Here is a 15,458-nt window from a genome sequence, read left to right on the forward strand (position 1 = left end):
GCCTTGGGAGGTACGCTAAGCGGGTGAATGAGGCTCAGACGTCGGTCCGGCAGCTCAAGGACGGCAACACCGGGACATTTCGGCTCACCGACTTTGCCCACGGCGGGGGGTGCGCATGCAAGATTCCTCCCGGCGAACTCGAGGATGCCGTCAGGGGCCTCATCGGACAGCCCGGCCCGGAGGTACTCGTCGGCCTCGACAGCGGCGACGACGCTGCCGCCGTTCTGGTGCGCGAAGATCTGGCTGTCCTCACCACCGCCGACTTCTTCACTCCCGTCGTCAACGATGCGTACGACTGGGGCCGCATTGCGGCGGCCAACGCCCTCTCGGACATCTACGCCATGGGCGGCCGGCCCGTCACGGCCATCAACCTTGTCGGCTGGCCGCGGGGTGTGCTGCCGATGGAACTCATGACGGAAGTGCTCCGCGGCGGGCTGAGCGTGGCAGCCCAGGCCGGGTGCCCGGTGCTGGGCGGCCACTCCATTGACGACCCGGAGCCGAAGTACGGCATGGCAGTCACTGGCGTCGCCCATCCGGACCGGCTGTTGCGCAACGACGCCGCCCGGCCCGGGCTGCCCATTACGCTAACGAAGCCGATCGGCGTCGGGCTTCTGAACAACCGCCACAAACAGACCGGCGAAGTTTTCGCCGAGGCGCTCGAGACGATGGCGAGCCTCAACCGGGACGCGTCCGATGCCGCGGTGGCCGCCGGGGTCAAGGCGGCAACGGATGTGACTGGTTTCGGCCTGCTCGGGCACCTTTTCAAGATGGTCCGCGCCTCGGAGGTGGGCGCCGTCATCGACTTCGATTCGGTGCCCCTGGTCGACGGCGCCCGGGAGGCGCTGCGCGATGGCTTCGTCTCCGGCGGGACCCGGCGCAACCTTGACTGGGTTCGGCCCCACCTCAGCGCCACCGCCGGCATTACCGAGGACAATCTTCTGCTGCTGGCCGACGCCCAGACCTCAGGCGGCCTGCTGGTGGTCGGCGAGCTGCCGGGCTACCCCGTCATTGGCCACACCACGGCCGGCCGGGGAATCCAGATCCGCTAGGACCGGGACGGCCGGTCAGCTGCCGGTGGTGATCCCGTCGCCGGTGATGCCGGCGGCACGGCGGGCCGCGAGCCGGTTCTTTTGCGGTTCGATGGTGTACCGGGGGTCCTTGGCCGAGGCGAGGCCGGCCTCGAACACCCCGAAGCGGGTTAGGGCCGACGCGGCCAGCAAGGCCAATCCCGATGCTGCCGCCGCCACGCGGTTGCGGCCGCCCAGGAGCGTCCCCAGTCCCCCCGCCAGCACAAGCCGCTCGCTCCATTTCAGCATGGCGCCGGCCTTGCCCTGATGCAGGGGTTCTGCTGCCACCGGGTCCATCCGCCGCTGCATCACCTTCATCGCGACCACATCGCCCACGACGCCGAGTATCGCGAGCTTCCGCGCGGGCCCCGCCTCGCGCACCGGCGTGGTCACCATCGCGAGCCCGCCGGACGCGAGGCTGGCCGAGCTCACGAACACAAACGGCAGCTCCTCGTGGGCAGCGTGCCAGGTCGGGGTCGCGGTGTCGCCTAGCAGCACGGCAGTGTAGGCCGCCAGCGGTCCGGCGAACAGCGCAGCCTCAAAGCCGGCCGGCCCCTCGACCGCCCGCAGCACGGTCCGCAGCGGACCCAGCGGCAATCGCTCACCGCTCATCCGGTCGATTTCCGCCACCGCGGCGACGCCGGTCCCGGCGCTGAAGGCGCTGAGAATCCATGACCCGACGCTCATCGGCGAGGTCACCTTGAAAGTCCGCAGCATGTTCAGGAAACGTTCCGGCCTGCCGAGATCCTTTACCAGGGCGACCGCGCCGAGGCCCACGGCGGCCAGGGCACTCAACCGGGCATTCCGGCGCAGCGCCGGCCGACCGGTCAGCTGGCCGCCGAGGCCGAGCATGGCCGAGCCGCCCGCGACCCCGCCCAGGAAGAGGTAGATGGCGACGTCGTCGCCCCATGGTGCCGGCTTGACGACCGGACGGCCGTAGTACGAGGTGAAGTCCGGCTCCGGCACCATCGGCATTTCCCGGGAGCCGTCCCCGTTGTCGCGGCGGCGGCCGCTGCCGCCCTTACCGCCCGTCCGGCGGCGCCGGCCGGGTTCCGACGGCCGGAAACTGTCGAACTCTGAGAGTGTCACTCCCGTCCTCCCAGGAACGCCACCGCAGCGGCAACGGCCATGCCCGCTACCGCCAGACCGGCCCGCCGGTACATCGTGGGCAGGTCCGCGGTGGGGACACGCGGATCCGGCGGGAGTCCGTACACCTCGGGTTCATCGAGCAGGAGGAAGACGGAACCGGTTCCGCCGACGCCGTCGTGTTCGTTTGCACCGTAAAGCCGCGCTTCGGTCATGCCCTGCGCGTGCAGGTCGGCGACCCGTTCCCGGGCCGCCTCCACCATGTCGTCGTGGTCGCCGAACTTGATGGACGTCGTCGGGCAGGCCTTGGCGCAGGCGGGCGTCTCGTCGGCCACCAGTCGGTCGTAACAGAGGGTGCACTTCTGCGCGACGCCCGCGTTGGGGACGGCGGGGTGCCCGGCGTGTTGGTCTTCCCGGCTGGTGGCGACCTTCACCGTGCCGTTGCTGCGGCGCTCGATCACGCCGAAGGGACACCCCGCCACACAGGTCCCGCAGCCATTGCAGACGTCATCCTGGACCACGACGGTGCCGAACTCGGTGCGGAACAGCGCTCCCGTGGGGCAGACGTCGAGGCATCCGGCGTGGGTGCAGTGCTTGCAGACGTCAGAGGACATCAGCCAACGGAAGTCTGCCGTGTCCGGCGGGGTGGTATCCGCGTCCGCGAGATCCGTCGTGGCAGCCGCCGCCGGGGCGGGCGGGCCGATGCGCGGCATGCCAAGGCTCACCAGCGCGCGGCCGGACTCCCGCGCCTCAACAATCCGCTCCTGGCCCTGTTCGATGAAAGCGACATGCCGCCAGGTGCTGGCGCCCAGCGCTCCGGTGTTGTCGTAGGAGGACCCGAGGAGTTCCAGGTTGCCGTCCTGCGGGTTGTGGTTCCACTCCTTGCAGGCGACTTCGCAGGCCTTGCAGCCGATGCAGATGGAAGTGTCGGTAAAGAACCCCTTGCGCGGATAGCTGTGCTCCCAGTGGGCATCGGCGGTGGGGTCGGTCGGTCCGGCCAGCTGGCCCATCTAGTCCTCCAACGTCGGGTCGGTGTCCGGAAAGCTGCCATCAGGCGTCGGCTGTCCGGACGGGGCAACGTGTGCCGCGGTCGGCGCAGCAGCGGTCTTGGCGGTCACGGCGTCTCCCGGTCGGTGGGGTGGTCCCTGCCGGAGCCGTGGTCGACGCCTTCCGCCGCAGGATCGGTCACCGCGCGGTTCCCGGTCTCGGGCGTCACCCCGGCGCGCGCTTGGTACTCCGCGACCAGGGCAAGCAGCTCCGGACCGCGGGGCCGGCGTCCCGGGCGAATATCACAGGAGGCGACCTTCGATTCCTGGATCTGGACGTTGGGGTCCAGGGTCACGCCCAGCAGGTCGTTCGCCGCGTCGCCGCTGACGACGGCGCTGCTCCCGACGCCCCAGTGGTAGGGCAGCCCGATCTGGTGCACGGTGTGGCCGCCGACTTTCAGCGGTGTCATCCGTTCCGTGACCAGCACCTTTGCCTCGATGGCGGAGCGGGCCGAAATGATGGTCGCCCACCCGTAGGGCTCCAGTCCGCGCTCGGCGGCCAGTTCAGGCGAGACCTCACAGAACATTTCCGGCTGCAGCTCCGACAGGTACGGCAGCCAGCGGCTCATACCGCCCGCCGTATGGTGCTCGGTGAGCCGGTACGTGGTGAAAACGAACGGGTAGACGTCCGCTCCGGGGGTGCCGGCGCTTGGTGCACTGAGGTTGTCTTTCCGGGGATACGTCAGGCGGGCTGGACTCTGCTGCTGTGGGTAGAGCCCGTTGGCGACGGGTGACTCCTGCGCCTCGTAGTGGGTGGGCAGGGGCCCGTCCAAGAGTCCTTTGGGCGCGAACAGCCAGCCCTTGCCGTCGGCCTGCATGATGAACGGATCGTCTCCGCTGAGGGCGGCCGGACCACCGAGCGAAGGGTCAGGTCTTGTGCCCGGCGCGAGGTTGAGCGGGAAGTCGGGCACGTCGTCGCCGATCCATTTGCCCTGTTCCTCATCCCACCAGATGTACTTCTTCCGTTCACTCCACGGCTTGCCGGCCGGGTCGGCCGACGCACGGTTGTAGAGGATCCGGCGGTTGGCAGGCCAGGCCCAGCCCCATTCCGGGGCCGCGGGTCCCTGCTCCTGACCCGGTTTGCGGTTGGCGGCGTGGTTGGTGCCGTCGGCGTAGACGCCGGTGTAAATCCAGCAGCCCGCGGTCGTGGACCCGTCGGCGCGCAGCTCCGTATACGCGGAGAGGGGTTTGCCGGCATCCGGGCCCTCCAGGTGGCGGCCGTTGATCTCGGCCAGGACCGCCTCGGGATCCGGATCGCCGTGTTCATCGGTGGGATAGTCCCATGTCAGGTCCAGCAGCGGACGGTCCCGCTCTTCCTCGGAACCGGCCAGCTTCTCCCGGATCCGCTGGCCCAGTTCGAAGAAGAACTGCAGCTCGCTTTGGCACTCACCGGGCGGTGCCACCGCCTGGTGCCGCCACTGCAGCAGCCGCTGGGTCTGCGTGAACGACCCGGCCTTCTCCACGTGGGTTGCTGCCGGCAGGAAGAACACCTCGGTTTCAATGTCCTCCGTGCGCAGTTCCCCGGATTCGATCTCCGGGCCGTCCTTCCACCAGGTGGCCGATTCGATCATGTTCAGGTCACGCACCACCAGCCACTTCAGATGCGACATGCCAAGTCGCTGCATCCGGCCGTTGGCCGAGCCCACGGCGGGGTTCTGCCCGAGCAGGAAGTATCCCTCCACCTCGTCCTCGAGCATGCTCATGACCGTCTCGTAGGTGCCGTGCGCTCCCGTCAGTCTCGGGAGGTAGTCGTAGGCCCAGTCGTTGTCGGCGGTCGCGGCGTCACCCCACCACGCCTTCAGCAGGCTGATCGTGTAGGCGTCGGCGTCGGCCCAGAAACCCTTCTGCTGCTTCGACGCGTTGGCCTCCAGGTACTCCCGCAGCGTGTCGTGCCGGCCGGCGCTGGGCATGGGCAGGTAGCCGGGCAGCAAGTTGAAGAGGGTCGGGATGTCCGTGGAGCCCTGAATGCTGGCGTGGCCGCGCAGGGCCATGATGCCGCCGCCGGGGCGTCCCACGTTCCCCAGCAGCAGCTGCAGGATGGCCGCAGCCCGAATGAACTGCGCCCCCAGGGTGTGCTGGGTCCAGCCCACGGCGTAGGCAAAACAGGTGGTCCGGTCACGTCCGGAGTTTTCCGTAATGGTTTTGGCCAGGTACTCGAAGTCGGCGACGCTGATGCCGCACATGTCCCGGACCATTTCCGGGGTATACCGCGCGTAGTGCCGCTTGACGATCTGGAAGACGGTCCGGGGGTCCTGGAGCGTGTCGTCCCGCTGCACTTCTGCGTGCTCCAGGGACGGCCCGCCGCTGCCGAAGAGGTCTCCGGCAGCCCGGGCGCCGGCATCGGCGCCGTGTTCCGGTCCCGCGGGCTCACCAATGGTGCCGCCCCCTTTTTCCGCGTAAGACCACGACGACGTGTCATAGGCTCCCGTTTCCGGGTCGAACCCGGAGAACAGACCGCCCAGGTCTTCGGCGTCCCGATAGTCGGTATGGACCAACGTGGCGGCGTTGGTGTACGCGCCGACGTACTCCTTGAACCAGAGGTCATTGCCGATGACGTAGTTGATAAGGGCACCCAGCAGCACGACGTCGGAACCGGCCCGAACGGGAATGTGCTTGTCAGCTACCGCCGAAGTCCGCGTGAACCTGGGGTCGATGTGGATGACCTTCGCGCCGCGCGCCTTGGCTTCCGCCACCCACTGGTATCCGACGGGATGGCATTCGGCCATGTTGGAGCCTTGAATGACGATGCAGTCGGCGTTGGCCATGTCCTGCAGTGATTGCGTTGCACCACCGCGTCCAAACGAGGCTCCCAAACTGGGAACCGTGGCGGAGTGTCAAATGCGGGCCTGGTTCTCGGTCTGCACCGCCCCGGCTGCCGTGAAGAGCTTTTTGATCAGGTAGTTCTCTTCGTTGTCGAGGGTCGCCCCGCCCAACGACGCGATGCCCATGGTGCGCCGCAACAGGCGTCCCTTGTCGTCTTCCTGCTGCCAGGTCCTGCGGCGGGTTTCGATGAACCGGTCCGCCACCATGTCGACGGCGGTTGCCAGGTCCAGACGTTGCCATTCCGTGGAGCGCGGCGCGCGGTATAACACCTTCGTCTGCCGGCCCGGAGAATTGACCAGCTGTTCGCTGGCGGAGCCCTTCGGGCACAGCCGGCCGCGGGAGATGGGCGAATCAGGATCGCCCTCGATCTGGACTACTTTCTCGTCCTTGACGTAGACCCGTTGACCACATCCGACGGCGCAGTAGGGACACACACTCTGAACGACGCGGTCTGCCGTCGCCGTCCGCGGGACGATGGCCTGGGTCTTGGCCGAGGTGACCGACGGACCACGGCCCAGCAGATCGCCGGTGCTCAGCTGCCGGACGACCGGCCATTGAAGAAAACTTCGCGGTGCCATCTTCGGAGCATATCCCAGATCACATCGGGCGCAACAGGACGGCACTCCGCGTTTTGCCGCTCGCTCATCCCGGGCCGGTGCTCCCGGTTCGGGGCAGTAGGAACCAGGCAGCGCGGTGCGCGGCAACTAGCGGGGGCGGAGGTTCAGCGTTCTTTGCGGTCTGTGAATTCGTCGTCCATCACGTAGTGGCGGAACTCTGTTTCGCTATTCGGTTCGCCGTCGACGATGATCTCGCGGTCGAGCTGGCGCTGGACCTTGCTGTCCAGTACCTGCAATTCGTTGTCGGACATCCCGTTCAGGTCCTCCGGGAACGATTCCTCCGGGGTGAGATACAGGTTTTCTGACATGCGGCCGTCGTCCTTCTCATGCAGTGTCTTCAGAATTGATGGGCCCATCATAACGGCGGTGGGTCTGTTGACATCCGTGCAACCGTCGGGGACGTTCTGAACAAACTAGAGCCCGGTACCCGGGGTTCACCGGACCGCGCCCGCCGTTAGCAGCACTCGTGTCGCCTTCGCCGCCGTCGGGCGTTCTTTCACTTTGCCACCTACCCCATCCGTCGCCTCCGGTACATAGTTGGAGTATGGAGTCGATGACGTACGAGGGGTGTGCCCGATGAAGGAGATCCAGGCGGAACCGATCATTGCCGAAGTGCAGGATCTGCTCCTCGAGACCCAGGATGTGGCGGACTTTCTCGACGAGCTGGCCTGCTACGCCGCAGCGAACCTATCGTCGGAAACGAGCGAGGTATTCTGCGGGATTACGCTGCTTCACCACGGCTCTGCGGGCACTGTGGCGAGTAGCGGCCACAAGGCACTGATTCTGGACGAACTGCAATACGAATTTGATGAAGGTCCGTGTCTGATGGCGAGCAGGCGGCAACTACTCGTACATATTCCTGACCTCACTGGGGATGACACCTTCCCCGAGTACAACGACATTGCGGTAGCCCATGGCATCCGCTCCGTGCTTGCCGTGCCCTTCCATTTGCCGGACAACTCCACCCAGGCTTGCTTCAACTTGTACTCGGAGAAGGCCAGGTCCTTCGATGCCGTGGCATTGGAGCGGGCGCAGACGTTCGTCTCCCAAGCTTCCAAAGGCCTGAGGCTTGCCATTGTTCGCACACTATTCGGCAATCGCATCCAGCGGTTACAAGTCCCTGGACGAAAACCAGAAGGTTCAGTTCGACATCACCCAGGGCCCCAAGGGCCCCCAGGCTGAGAACATCCAGCCGCTCTAGCAGTCCCCGAGAGACTGGTCAGCCGATGCGGCCGGCCAGTCTCTCGCTGTGTCCGGGGCGAGGGTAAACATGTGGCACGGACGTTAATCCGGGCGGTAGCCGCCTCACAGCCTTCGGACACGTTGCGACAAATCAGTCGACACTAGGCTGATGCGGTGAATCGGCATTCAGCACCACATCCTCGAGCTGCTGGAAGACTCCGGGAATCCCGCCATTAGGCTGTTCTCGAGGACCGACGTCTGCTGATACGGACCAGGCTGATGACCTTTGCCACGAGCCAAACCGCCGCTCCTATCCATCCGAGGACCGGGATCAGACTCAGAATGAGGAGGCCAAGAATGCCGAAAAGCCATCAGCAGACCACACTCACCCAATTCCTGTCGACGCTTGCGCGACCGTCCGCCCACAAGGGTGCCGAATCCAGGCCATAGGCATGGACAATGGACTCTGCCTGCCCGATCGTTAGATGTTTGATGCCCGGTCGGATCCCCGTTTCGTAGGCCACCTCGCTCCGGACGTACCGGCGCTGGGTGGTGAGGGCTTTCGCTGTTCCATCGGCCAGCAGCTCCCGTCAACGGGCATCCGGAACTGCCTGGCGATTCTTCTTTGCGTCGCGAGACGGGCCGCTGACAGGACATCACGGTGTGCCTGCTTGGCCGCCCTCTCCGCAATGAGGAGTGCCGCCTTTTCAGCCTGTCTGGCCCTCCCCAGGTTGCATTGCGCGCAGCGGAGGGTGGCGCCGCTGGCACCAATTTCAGCATCAGACTGTGGGCGGTCTTGAGAGGAGGGGTCCATGCTCCGAAGCCTAACCGCAACATCGCCTGACCGAGGACGGGGGAAGGCGGATCGTCGTCGGTTGAGAGTCACCAACGGTCTAGTGGTCTTCGTTCGGACCACACGGCCGTAGGGTGGTTATCGGGGGAAGGAAGAAGGTTTAGGTGAATACCGCACTCTGGACAACCAGCCGCCTGCTAACTACTGCCGCCCGAATGAACCAACAGCGTCAAAACCTACGGTTGAAGACATTGAATGTCACCCATAGTGGTGCGACCACGCTGAGAGCGCTCTCCGACAGTGGCCCCATCAACCAAACCCGCCTTGCCGCCCTGGTTCATATCCAGACTCAAACCATGGGAAAAGTCCTCGAGAATCTCGAGCGCAAAGGGCTGGTGTCCAGACGCTGTACTACCCACGACGGGCGATCAAAGCGCACCCGCATCACGGAGCGTGGAAACAAGGTACTCCGGCGCATTGAGCACCTAGCCGGACCGCCAGTCGAACCTGCAGATCAGCTTCTACGGAATGCACTCATCTCCATCATCGCTCGTCTTGAAGCTGCTCCGGCCTAACCACTAGTCCAGCACACGGGCCGCCGCCTCAGCATGCAGGAAACTCCGCCGTACAACGCCGCCGCTACACCTTGCTGCTCACACGTGTTCCGGAACTGCGGTTCGCAATAGCCATTGCTGCCAGAGCCATCTGAGAACGGATGCCGTTCCTGAGGGATTCCCTTGCCTCTGACCAGAGTTCGCCCAAGGGCTCAACCCTGTCAGTAGTTCGCGTCTGTGAACGTGGGCCCGTCCATGACGGTGGCCGTGGGAGGTCCGGTATCTTGTTTCCGAGCTGACCGCCGCTGCCAGCCGCTCCAGCGGCCCCTGCCGGATGGAAGTCAGCTTCAGGGACGGTCAGCGGGAATCAGCGGCGGCCAAAAGACTTCCGCGCTGCTGCGAGGACGAGCTCAGAGTGATCAAGGAGGTCCACGGGACGGGCCTGGTCCAGATTCACTGAAGGAGTAATCAACCACTTGATCATGGACTGATCTGCCCCCGCCGACCCGGCTGTCTGCCGCAGATCCCGGATGACGGTGTACACAGCGCCGGTGCCGCGCTGGACCTGGAAACCAGGGAATAGCATCTGGCCTGCCCGGTGCATGGCAATCAACTGCCCTTCCCGGTACAGTCCGTGGACGAGCACGGGATCCTCAATCCCTGGTCCGATCCGCAGTGAGAGCTCGGTCGCAGTCAACAAACCGAATTCAGCCCTGACGTCACCCCAAAGGATTTCGGTCGCCTGCAGCGACCATGCTTTCGGGCGGGGAACGCCCGATGCGGCCGTATGTTCCGTCTGGTTCATGGTCTGTCTCCCTTGGGTTCTAGTAGCCAGATTACGGCCATGATTCCCCGACCTCGGGGACCGCACCCGCTGAAACTGACTTACATCAGCGCGCTTATCGCTCTTGAGTCCCCCGGTAGCAGGAACCGGTCGGTAACCCCCCGCCTTCGCGGCTACTCTGAGTCATGACCGACCACCAAAAAACCTGGCACGAGGCGCACAGAGCCACCCTCACCAGAGGCCAGCGCGCCGCCGACGTCATGCGAAACGGGATGGGAAGCTGGCCTTTCGTGGGTAGCTTCATCGGTTTTATGCTTATCTGGGCCGCCATCAACACCTGGGCCCTGGCCACAAATTCGTGGGATCCGTATCCCTACATCCTTCTGAACCTCCTGCTATCGATGCTGGCCGGGCTCCAGGGCGCCATCTTGTTGATTGCCGCCAAACGGCAGGACGCCATTGCCGCCGCGATGGCCCAGCACGATTACGACACGAATGTGAAAGCCAAGGAAGAGATCGAGCTGCTGATGGCGATCAACAGCCAGCAGCTGCAGATTCTGAAGGAGCTAAAACAAATGGCGACCATTGGACGTCGCGGCGTGGTCGACGGGGACCGCTGACGGTTCAGTGGTCACAAAGATGTGAACGCCGACAGCGCATTAGTCCCAAGAGGGGGTTCCTACACGAAATGCACGGCGTTCCACTCGAGTATCCGCGGGTCCGCAAGCCCTTCGGTGGTGAACGGGTCACCGGCAATGAAGCGCTCGGCATCTTCCCGCGAGGTGAAGATCCCCATCGACCCGGCGGCCGGATCGGGGGTCTGAAACGGCCCTAGAGCGACAAGGCCACCGCCGGAGGCACGGAAGGCCTCGTAATAATCCTTGTGGCGGGGGTACGTCTGCAGAATGCGCGAGCGGTCAACGTCTTCGCGCAGGCTGTATAACACGACAAATTCCATGCCCCCGAGCATATCGGCCGGCGGTGGAAGGGGTAGTCGATGATTGCACCGATGAGTCTCATCCCGCCGTGCAGTGGGATGGGCCTCGGAACAGTCGTCCGGCAGCCGGGCTTACGACCACACCCCGTTGTTGGATGTCCTTACTCAAGTCAGAGGACTCTTTGAGCACCTGCTCAATGAGCCGGCCCATTGTTGGGCAGCGATGTAGCTGCTGGTTGTGATTTAGTCGATAGGTACGGGCACGGATGCCTCCGCGTGGACGTATCATCCTGGGCCCAACTAGATCTCTCCCTTACCTTCAAACGCAGCGTTTTCGCCTTTCAATGAGTGAAGCATTCGGGAGGGATTCATGAGAGAGTCAGCAAATTGACGCGTAGGAAATATCCTACGTATCATATGCCTGTGCCAGTCAGAACGAAGGATTCCCCCGCGGACCAGCTCTTCGGAGCGTTGGCTAACCCCACCAGGCGAGACATTCTCATGCTTCTCCTGGACGGTCCCCGAACCGCCGGTGAGATTGCGGAACGATACGAGATGGCCCGGCCCAGCGTCTCCGAGCATTTGAAGGTGCTGCTCGACCGGAACCTCGTCTCGGAGGAGCGGCGGGGACGGACAATTCGATACCAACTGGCTCCCCAGCCTCTTGCCGCCGTCGCCTCGTGGCTGTCGCCGTTTGAGAAGTACTGGCGCGCACGCCTGAAAGACCTGAACCATACTCTCGAGAACATGAAGGACACCTGATGCCACTAACGTTGACCGCTATAAAGCTCGACGAATTCCTCCCCCACCCGCCCGCAATGGTGTGGCGGGCACTCACCGAACCCGCCCTCATCGCGACCTGGTTGATGGAAAACAACTTTGAACCCGTCGTTGGGCACCGCTACACCATGCGCGGGACTCCGGTTCCGGCCGTGGGGTTCAGCGGTCTTGTCGCCAGTGAAGTGCTCGAAATCGTTCCAGAACGGCTTCTGCGGATCTCCTGGCGGGACGCAAACGCCGGAAACAACTTGAGCAGCACCGTCACTTGGACTCTGGTTCAGGAGGGCACGGGCACGCGGCTTTTCCTGACCCACGAAGGCTTCGACCCGGAGGAGCCAAGCCACGTAGTTGCCCACCGCATCATGGGCGGCGGCTGGCGCGGACAGATCCTCAAGAAACTAACGGAAATGTTGACCCGGCTCGGGGAGTAAGTACTCATCAGGGTGGACCTTGGCTCTGATCACCCTGTTCACGCCACCTCGTGGGAGGTGGGCGGCTGCTGCCGGCCGTCAAGGAGCCAGGCCAAACTGCAGGCAAAGCGCCTCAAGACCCGACTGAGTCAAACGTCTCAAGTTCTACCCGAAGACCCCTGCTTCCGGGTGGCCATGACCCCAAAAGCCACAGCCCCTCGAGCTGGCAGCCAGTTGTGGTCCTGACTTGTGATTGGGAGCGACACCTCCAACGGACGGTCAAAACGCTCCCCCATGCCTCCAGACCAACATTGATATCGATCTCGAATTGTGACAGTGATGCTGCCAACGGTCCCTATGGGAGCGTTGGGGGTGCTTGGCGCGGATCGCACCAGGGATTGTGCCGCACGGAAAGTCCGGCGCGACGCGGCCCGTATCTAGCCATGACAGCAGGGGCCGGACGAGCCCCTCCTGCTTTTGGAGCTAGCGGTTCCCGGCGTCGGCCATGATGAGCACGATTACCAACAGCCGGATGAGTTCGCGAGACTCCGGGGGTCCACCGGGAACGTATGGACGCGGGTTGCGCCCGGGTGTATACCAGCCTTCAACAGCGACTTGAAGGTGGGATCCGATGATTCAGCGGAAACCTGTACGTTTCATTGCGCTCATGCTTGCCGGCTTCCTGTGCGTCGGCACTTCCTGCAGCGGCGGCGGGGAGACTGGCAGCGCCGTCACCGCACTAAAGAGCGCGGCAGAGGAGGCCATGGGGCTCCTGGCCGGCGAGGGCAAGCCCGCCGAATACTCCGCCCTCTCCGGCCGGCTGAAGCAGATGGCCGCCGAGGTGCCGAACCCGGGCAGCCTGAAAGCCGACGACAAGGTAATTTTCGACACGGCCGCCCAACGCGCTCAGGCCCTTCAGGAGGTCGTCGACCTGTTTGGCGCCACGGCGGAGATCAAAGCGCTGTTCACCTCTGACTCGGTCGCTCTGGTTCGCGGTTCGTTCCTTCGCCAGCGCAGCCCGGAGCTTGAGGCAAAGCTTGATACGGTGGCCGAGAAGATCCTCAAAGACACCGAGTGCGGCCAGTTTTCCGACGAGATGAACAGGCTGACCGCCACGCCCCGGTGCGGTACCGGTGCTGCCCCCCGCCAGTGTCTACAGTGCTCTCACCAACGCCATCACAGCAGCCAACCTCAACCTGAGCGCGGTCCAGCAGTACGCGAACCTCAGCGGACTGTCGAGCCAGATCCTGTCTAAAGCCACCACTTATGTCGGCAAAGCCAAGAAGACGGTCACTGCAGCCTCCTGGCAAAACGGCGCGGCCGCGCGCGCCTACCTCCAGGTCTGCGTCTACCAATAGGCCACCGGCCGGCCCCTGACGTCTCAGCCCAGCAGGAACTCGCAGCAGGGCGGCGGGTGGGGTCCGAGGTCCGCCAGGACACCTCGCTGCGGGTCAGGCCAGGGAAGACGTGCGGGACGAAGTCAAAGGTCCCGGCTCCGGATCGGTAGCCATGTCATGCCGTTCGCCCCATGCGATCGAAAGAACAATCAGCAATCATGTTGTACGCGGCCCCAACCACCATGAAGTGCTGATCGAGTAAATCCACCGGAAGGGACGAACGAGGATGAAAGCCCACCAAAGACACCACAGGGCGATACCGCCGTAAACGGCCGCTCCCACACACAACCAAATAGGCCGCCCGGGACACCACGCACCCGAGCCACAGATCAGAGGCGGGAGTGTGCACAATGTGCACACGAAAAAACACCAAGAAGCCCCTGAACAGGGAAAACACGTGCCCGAGGTGGGACTCGAACCGGGTTCCAGCCCCTGCAAACACTGGACTACCGCCTAAAAACAGGGAATCCGGGCCAGTCCGGCACCGGTACGGCCCAGTCCGTGACCCAAAGTGTGGACACTGTCCACACCCCAAATTCTCCCCACCAAAGGCCTCCCCCAAACCGCCGCACCCCGCATCGCCAGAGCGCGGCGCTCCCTTGCCCTGAAACACACCTGGTCCTGCCGTGAAACGTCCGCCTTTTCAGGCGTTGGCGTCCTCGTCGGTGGCCGGTTCCCCATTGGCCCGCTTTGTGGCCGAGACGTACAGGTTCTCTTCGTTGGCGTAGTGCCCTGCCTCCTCCACGATGGTCTTGCCCTGGGCTTCCCGATGGTCCATTTTCCTCGCTGGACGCCGGCCGCCTGGCGTGACTCGTCGCCCACCTGGCGCGTGTGAACGCTGTTTATTCCATAATGTGTCCACCGGTTCAGGACCAGCACCAAGCTCGTTGAGCCTGTCGATGTGTTCGCCCTGAGTCGTGTTGGACGCGCCGCCTAACCGCGTATCGCTGCACCGTCGGGGCTTTCAACAAATGACCCCTGGCCAGAGATGTTGCGCCGCCCACTACAGTGAAGTCATGCTGCACTCAACCCGGCAAGGCTCCGGTAAGCCACTCCTGCTGATCCACGGGCTCGGTTCCAGTATTGGCAACTGGAACCCGATAATCCCGGCGCTGGCCGCTGAACGCGACGTCATCGCCATCGACCTCCCCGGTTGCGGCGAATCCGCGCCGCTGACCGGCGAAACCACCATTGCCACGCTGACCGATGCCGTCGAAGCCTTTATCCGCGACCGGGAACTGGGTGACCTTGATCTGGTAGGCAGCTCCATGGGCGCCCGCATGGCGATGGAAATGGCACGGAGAGGGCACGCCGGCACGACAATCGCACTCGACCCTGGGGGATTCTGGAATAACCGCCAGGCAGCGATCTTTGGTGCAAGCATCAAAGCATCCGTCGCACTGGTGCGCCGCATCCAACCGGCGCTCCCCTTCCTCACGGGCAACCCCGTAGGCCGCACGGCCCTGTTGGCTCAGTTCTCCGCCCACCCATGGAAGCTGCCCCAGGACCTGGTCCTACATGAACTTCGCGGGTTCAAGACATCAACCAGTCTGGACCCGGCCCTCAACGCACTGATTCACGGACCCCGCCAGGAAGGAGCACCGGCCGGTTCACTCAAGGGCAAACTGGTCATCGGATGGGGGCGGAAGGACAAGGTCACCGCTCCCAGCGAGGCGGCGCGGGCCACGGAGCTGTTCCCGGATGCAACGCTCCACTGGTTCGAAAACTGCGGTCACTTCCCGCACTGGGACCAACCAACGGAGACGGCGCGGCTGATCCTCGATAGCACCGCCTGAGCTGCGGCTGAACGCCGGAGCGAGGCCATCTACGTTGAGCTGGCTTCAGAAAAGCGGAACCTGCAACGGCCGGGGATGATGCCCCAGTCTCGGGAGGCATCGACGTCGCCAGTCCCGAAGTGGGGAACCGGCTTCACCTGGACCGCCGCCGCTAGGGCGTGTCTCCCAATAGGGTGCTCCAGATGA

Annotated in this window: 14 protein-coding genes and 2 pseudogenes; 9 read left to right on the forward strand and 7 right to left on the reverse strand. The window is 64.3% G+C overall.

Going from position 1 to position 15,458, the window contains the following annotated elements; translation table 11 throughout:
• Nucleotides 1-23 precede the first annotated feature (23 nt).
• The gene (gene selD, locus ABLI39_RS02230; RefSeq protein WP_349411741.1) at nt 24-1,049 is read left to right on the forward strand and encodes a selenide, water dikinase SelD; all 1,026 of its coding nucleotides are present in this window, start codon (nt 24-26) and stop codon (nt 1,047-1,049) included.
• Nucleotides 1,050-1,064: 15 nt separating this feature from the next.
• Here selD and nrfD read toward each other — a convergent pair whose 3' ends face one another.
• The 4 genes from nrfD to ABLI39_RS02250 form a co-directional block, all read right to left on the reverse strand.
• Nucleotides 1,065-2,156, reverse strand: coding sequence for an NrfD/PsrC family molybdoenzyme membrane anchor subunit (nrfD, locus tag ABLI39_RS02235; protein WP_349411742.1), 1,092 nt, complete (start codon nt 2,154-2,156; stop codon nt 1,065-1,067).
• Nucleotides 2,153-3,163: a 4Fe-4S dicluster domain-containing protein gene (locus ABLI39_RS02240; RefSeq protein WP_349411743.1), complete on the reverse strand. Its 1,011-nt coding sequence runs from the start codon at nt 3,161-3,163 to the stop codon at nt 2,153-2,155. Before ABLI39_RS02240 ends, nrfD begins: the two co-directional genes overlap by 4 nt.
• A gap of 104 nt (nt 3,164-3,267) precedes the next feature.
• Nucleotides 3,268-6,600 carry a formate dehydrogenase gene (gene fdh / locus ABLI39_RS02245; protein WP_349411744.1) on the reverse strand — a complete coding sequence of 1,111 codons (3,333 nt, stop codon included), beginning with the start codon at nt 6,598-6,600 and terminating at the stop codon, nt 3,268-3,270.
• A gap of 143 nt (nt 6,601-6,743) precedes the next feature.
• Nucleotides 6,744-6,947 (reverse strand): hypothetical protein, encoded by a 204-nt coding sequence (locus ABLI39_RS02250; RefSeq protein WP_349411745.1) that lies wholly within the window; start codon nt 6,945-6,947, stop codon nt 6,744-6,746.
• 268 nt (nt 6,948-7,215) lie between these two features.
• On the opposite strand from ABLI39_RS02250, the pseudogene ABLI39_RS02255 reads away from it, so the two are divergent.
• The 3 genes and pseudogenes from ABLI39_RS02255 to ABLI39_RS02265 all read left to right on the forward strand — a co-directional run.
• Nucleotides 7,216-7,686: pseudogene (locus ABLI39_RS02255) on the forward strand (GAF domain-containing protein); the annotation flags it as partial.
• 28 nt (nt 7,687-7,714) lie between these two features.
• Nucleotides 7,715-7,840: pseudogene (locus ABLI39_RS02260) on the forward strand (cold shock domain-containing protein); the annotation flags it as partial.
• Nucleotides 7,841-8,778: 938 nt separating this feature from the next.
• Nucleotides 8,779-9,189, forward strand: coding sequence for a MarR family winged helix-turn-helix transcriptional regulator (locus ABLI39_RS02265; RefSeq protein WP_349411746.1), 411 nt, complete (start codon nt 8,779-8,781; stop codon nt 9,187-9,189).
• 346 nt (nt 9,190-9,535) lie between these two features.
• Here the strand turns inward: ABLI39_RS02265 and ABLI39_RS02270 are convergent, their stop codons facing one another.
• A complete protein-coding gene (locus ABLI39_RS02270) occupies nt 9,536-9,973 on the reverse strand; it encodes a hypothetical protein (RefSeq protein ID WP_349411747.1) in 438 nt (145 codons plus the stop codon).
• A gap of 164 nt (nt 9,974-10,137) precedes the next feature.
• Here ABLI39_RS02270 and ABLI39_RS02275 point away from each other — a divergent pair, with 164 nt between their 5' ends.
• A complete protein-coding gene (locus ABLI39_RS02275; RefSeq protein WP_349411748.1) occupies nt 10,138-10,572 on the forward strand; it encodes a DUF1003 domain-containing protein in 435 nt (144 codons plus the stop codon).
• 59 nt (nt 10,573-10,631) lie between these two features.
• On the opposite strand, the gene ABLI39_RS02280 is transcribed toward ABLI39_RS02275, so the two are convergent.
• Entirely contained in the window at nt 10,632-10,910 is a 279-nt protein-coding gene (locus ABLI39_RS02280) for a YciI family protein (protein ID WP_349411749.1), read from the reverse strand.
• Nucleotides 10,911-11,312: 402 nt separating this feature from the next.
• On the opposite strand from ABLI39_RS02280, the gene ABLI39_RS02285 reads away from it, so the two are divergent.
• The 3 genes from ABLI39_RS02285 (at nt 11,313) to ABLI39_RS02295 (ending at nt 13,334) form a co-directional block, all read left to right on the forward strand.
• Nucleotides 11,313-11,651 (forward strand): ArsR/SmtB family transcription factor, encoded by a 339-nt coding sequence (locus tag ABLI39_RS02285; RefSeq protein WP_349411750.1) that lies wholly within the window; start codon nt 11,313-11,315, stop codon nt 11,649-11,651.
• Nucleotides 11,651-12,100 (forward strand): SRPBCC family protein, encoded by a 450-nt coding sequence (locus ABLI39_RS02290; protein ID WP_349411752.1) that lies wholly within the window; start codon nt 11,651-11,653, stop codon nt 12,098-12,100. The genes ABLI39_RS02285 and ABLI39_RS02290 overlap by 1 nt, the downstream gene beginning before the upstream one ends.
• Nucleotides 12,101-12,746: 646 nt before the next feature.
• On the forward strand, nt 12,747-13,334 hold the full coding sequence (locus tag ABLI39_RS02295; protein ID WP_349411753.1) for a hypothetical protein: 588 nt from the start codon (nt 12,747-12,749) through the stop codon (nt 13,332-13,334).
• A 785-nt stretch (nt 13,335-14,119) separates the two neighbouring features.
• On the opposite strand, the gene ABLI39_RS02300 is transcribed toward ABLI39_RS02295, so the two are convergent.
• The gene (locus ABLI39_RS02300) at nt 14,120-14,254 is read right to left on the reverse strand and encodes a hypothetical protein (RefSeq protein ID WP_349411754.1); all 135 of its coding nucleotides are present in this window, start codon (nt 14,252-14,254) and stop codon (nt 14,120-14,122) included.
• Nucleotides 14,255-14,492: 238 nt separating this feature from the next.
• On the opposite strand from ABLI39_RS02300, the gene ABLI39_RS02305 reads away from it, so the two are divergent.
• Entirely contained in the window at nt 14,493-15,272 is a 780-nt protein-coding gene (locus ABLI39_RS02305; protein ID WP_349411755.1) for an alpha/beta fold hydrolase, read from the forward strand.
• The last annotated feature ends 186 nt before the right edge of the window (nt 15,273-15,458 follow it).

It is taken from the genome of Pseudarthrobacter sp. B907, assembly GCF_040137805.1.
In the GTDB taxonomy this organism is placed as follows: Bacteria; Actinomycetota; Actinomycetes; order Actinomycetales; family Micrococcaceae; genus Arthrobacter.

Coding starts and splice junctions, on each gene's coding strand:
- ABLI39_RS02240 (WP_349411743.1), bottom strand. CDS start 3,163: ATGGGCCAGCTGGCCGGACCGACCGACCCCACCGCCGATGCCCACTGG.
- ABLI39_RS02250 (WP_349411745.1), bottom strand. CDS start 6,947: ATGTCAGAAAACCTGTATCTCACCCCGGAGGAATCGTTCCCGGAGGAC.
- ABLI39_RS02270 (WP_349411747.1), bottom strand. CDS start 9,973: ATGAACCAGACGGAACATACGGCCGCATCGGGCGTTCCCCGCCCGAAA.
- ABLI39_RS02275 (WP_349411748.1), top strand. CDS start 10,138: ATGACCGACCACCAAAAAACCTGGCACGAGGCGCACAGAGCCACCCTC.
- ABLI39_RS02280 (WP_349411749.1), bottom strand. CDS start 10,910: ATGGAATTTGTCGTGTTATACAGCCTGCGCGAAGACGTTGACCGCTCG.
- ABLI39_RS02290 (WP_349411752.1), top strand. CDS start 11,651: ATGCCACTAACGTTGACCGCTATAAAGCTCGACGAATTCCTCCCCCAC.
- ABLI39_RS02295 (WP_349411753.1), top strand. CDS start 12,747: ATGCTTGCCGGCTTCCTGTGCGTCGGCACTTCCTGCAGCGGCGGCGGG.
- ABLI39_RS02300 (WP_349411754.1), bottom strand. CDS start 14,254: ATGGACCATCGGGAAGCCCAGGGCAAGACCATCGTGGAGGAGGCAGGG.
- ABLI39_RS02305 (WP_349411755.1), top strand. CDS start 14,493: ATGCTGCACTCAACCCGGCAAGGCTCCGGTAAGCCACTCCTGCTGATC.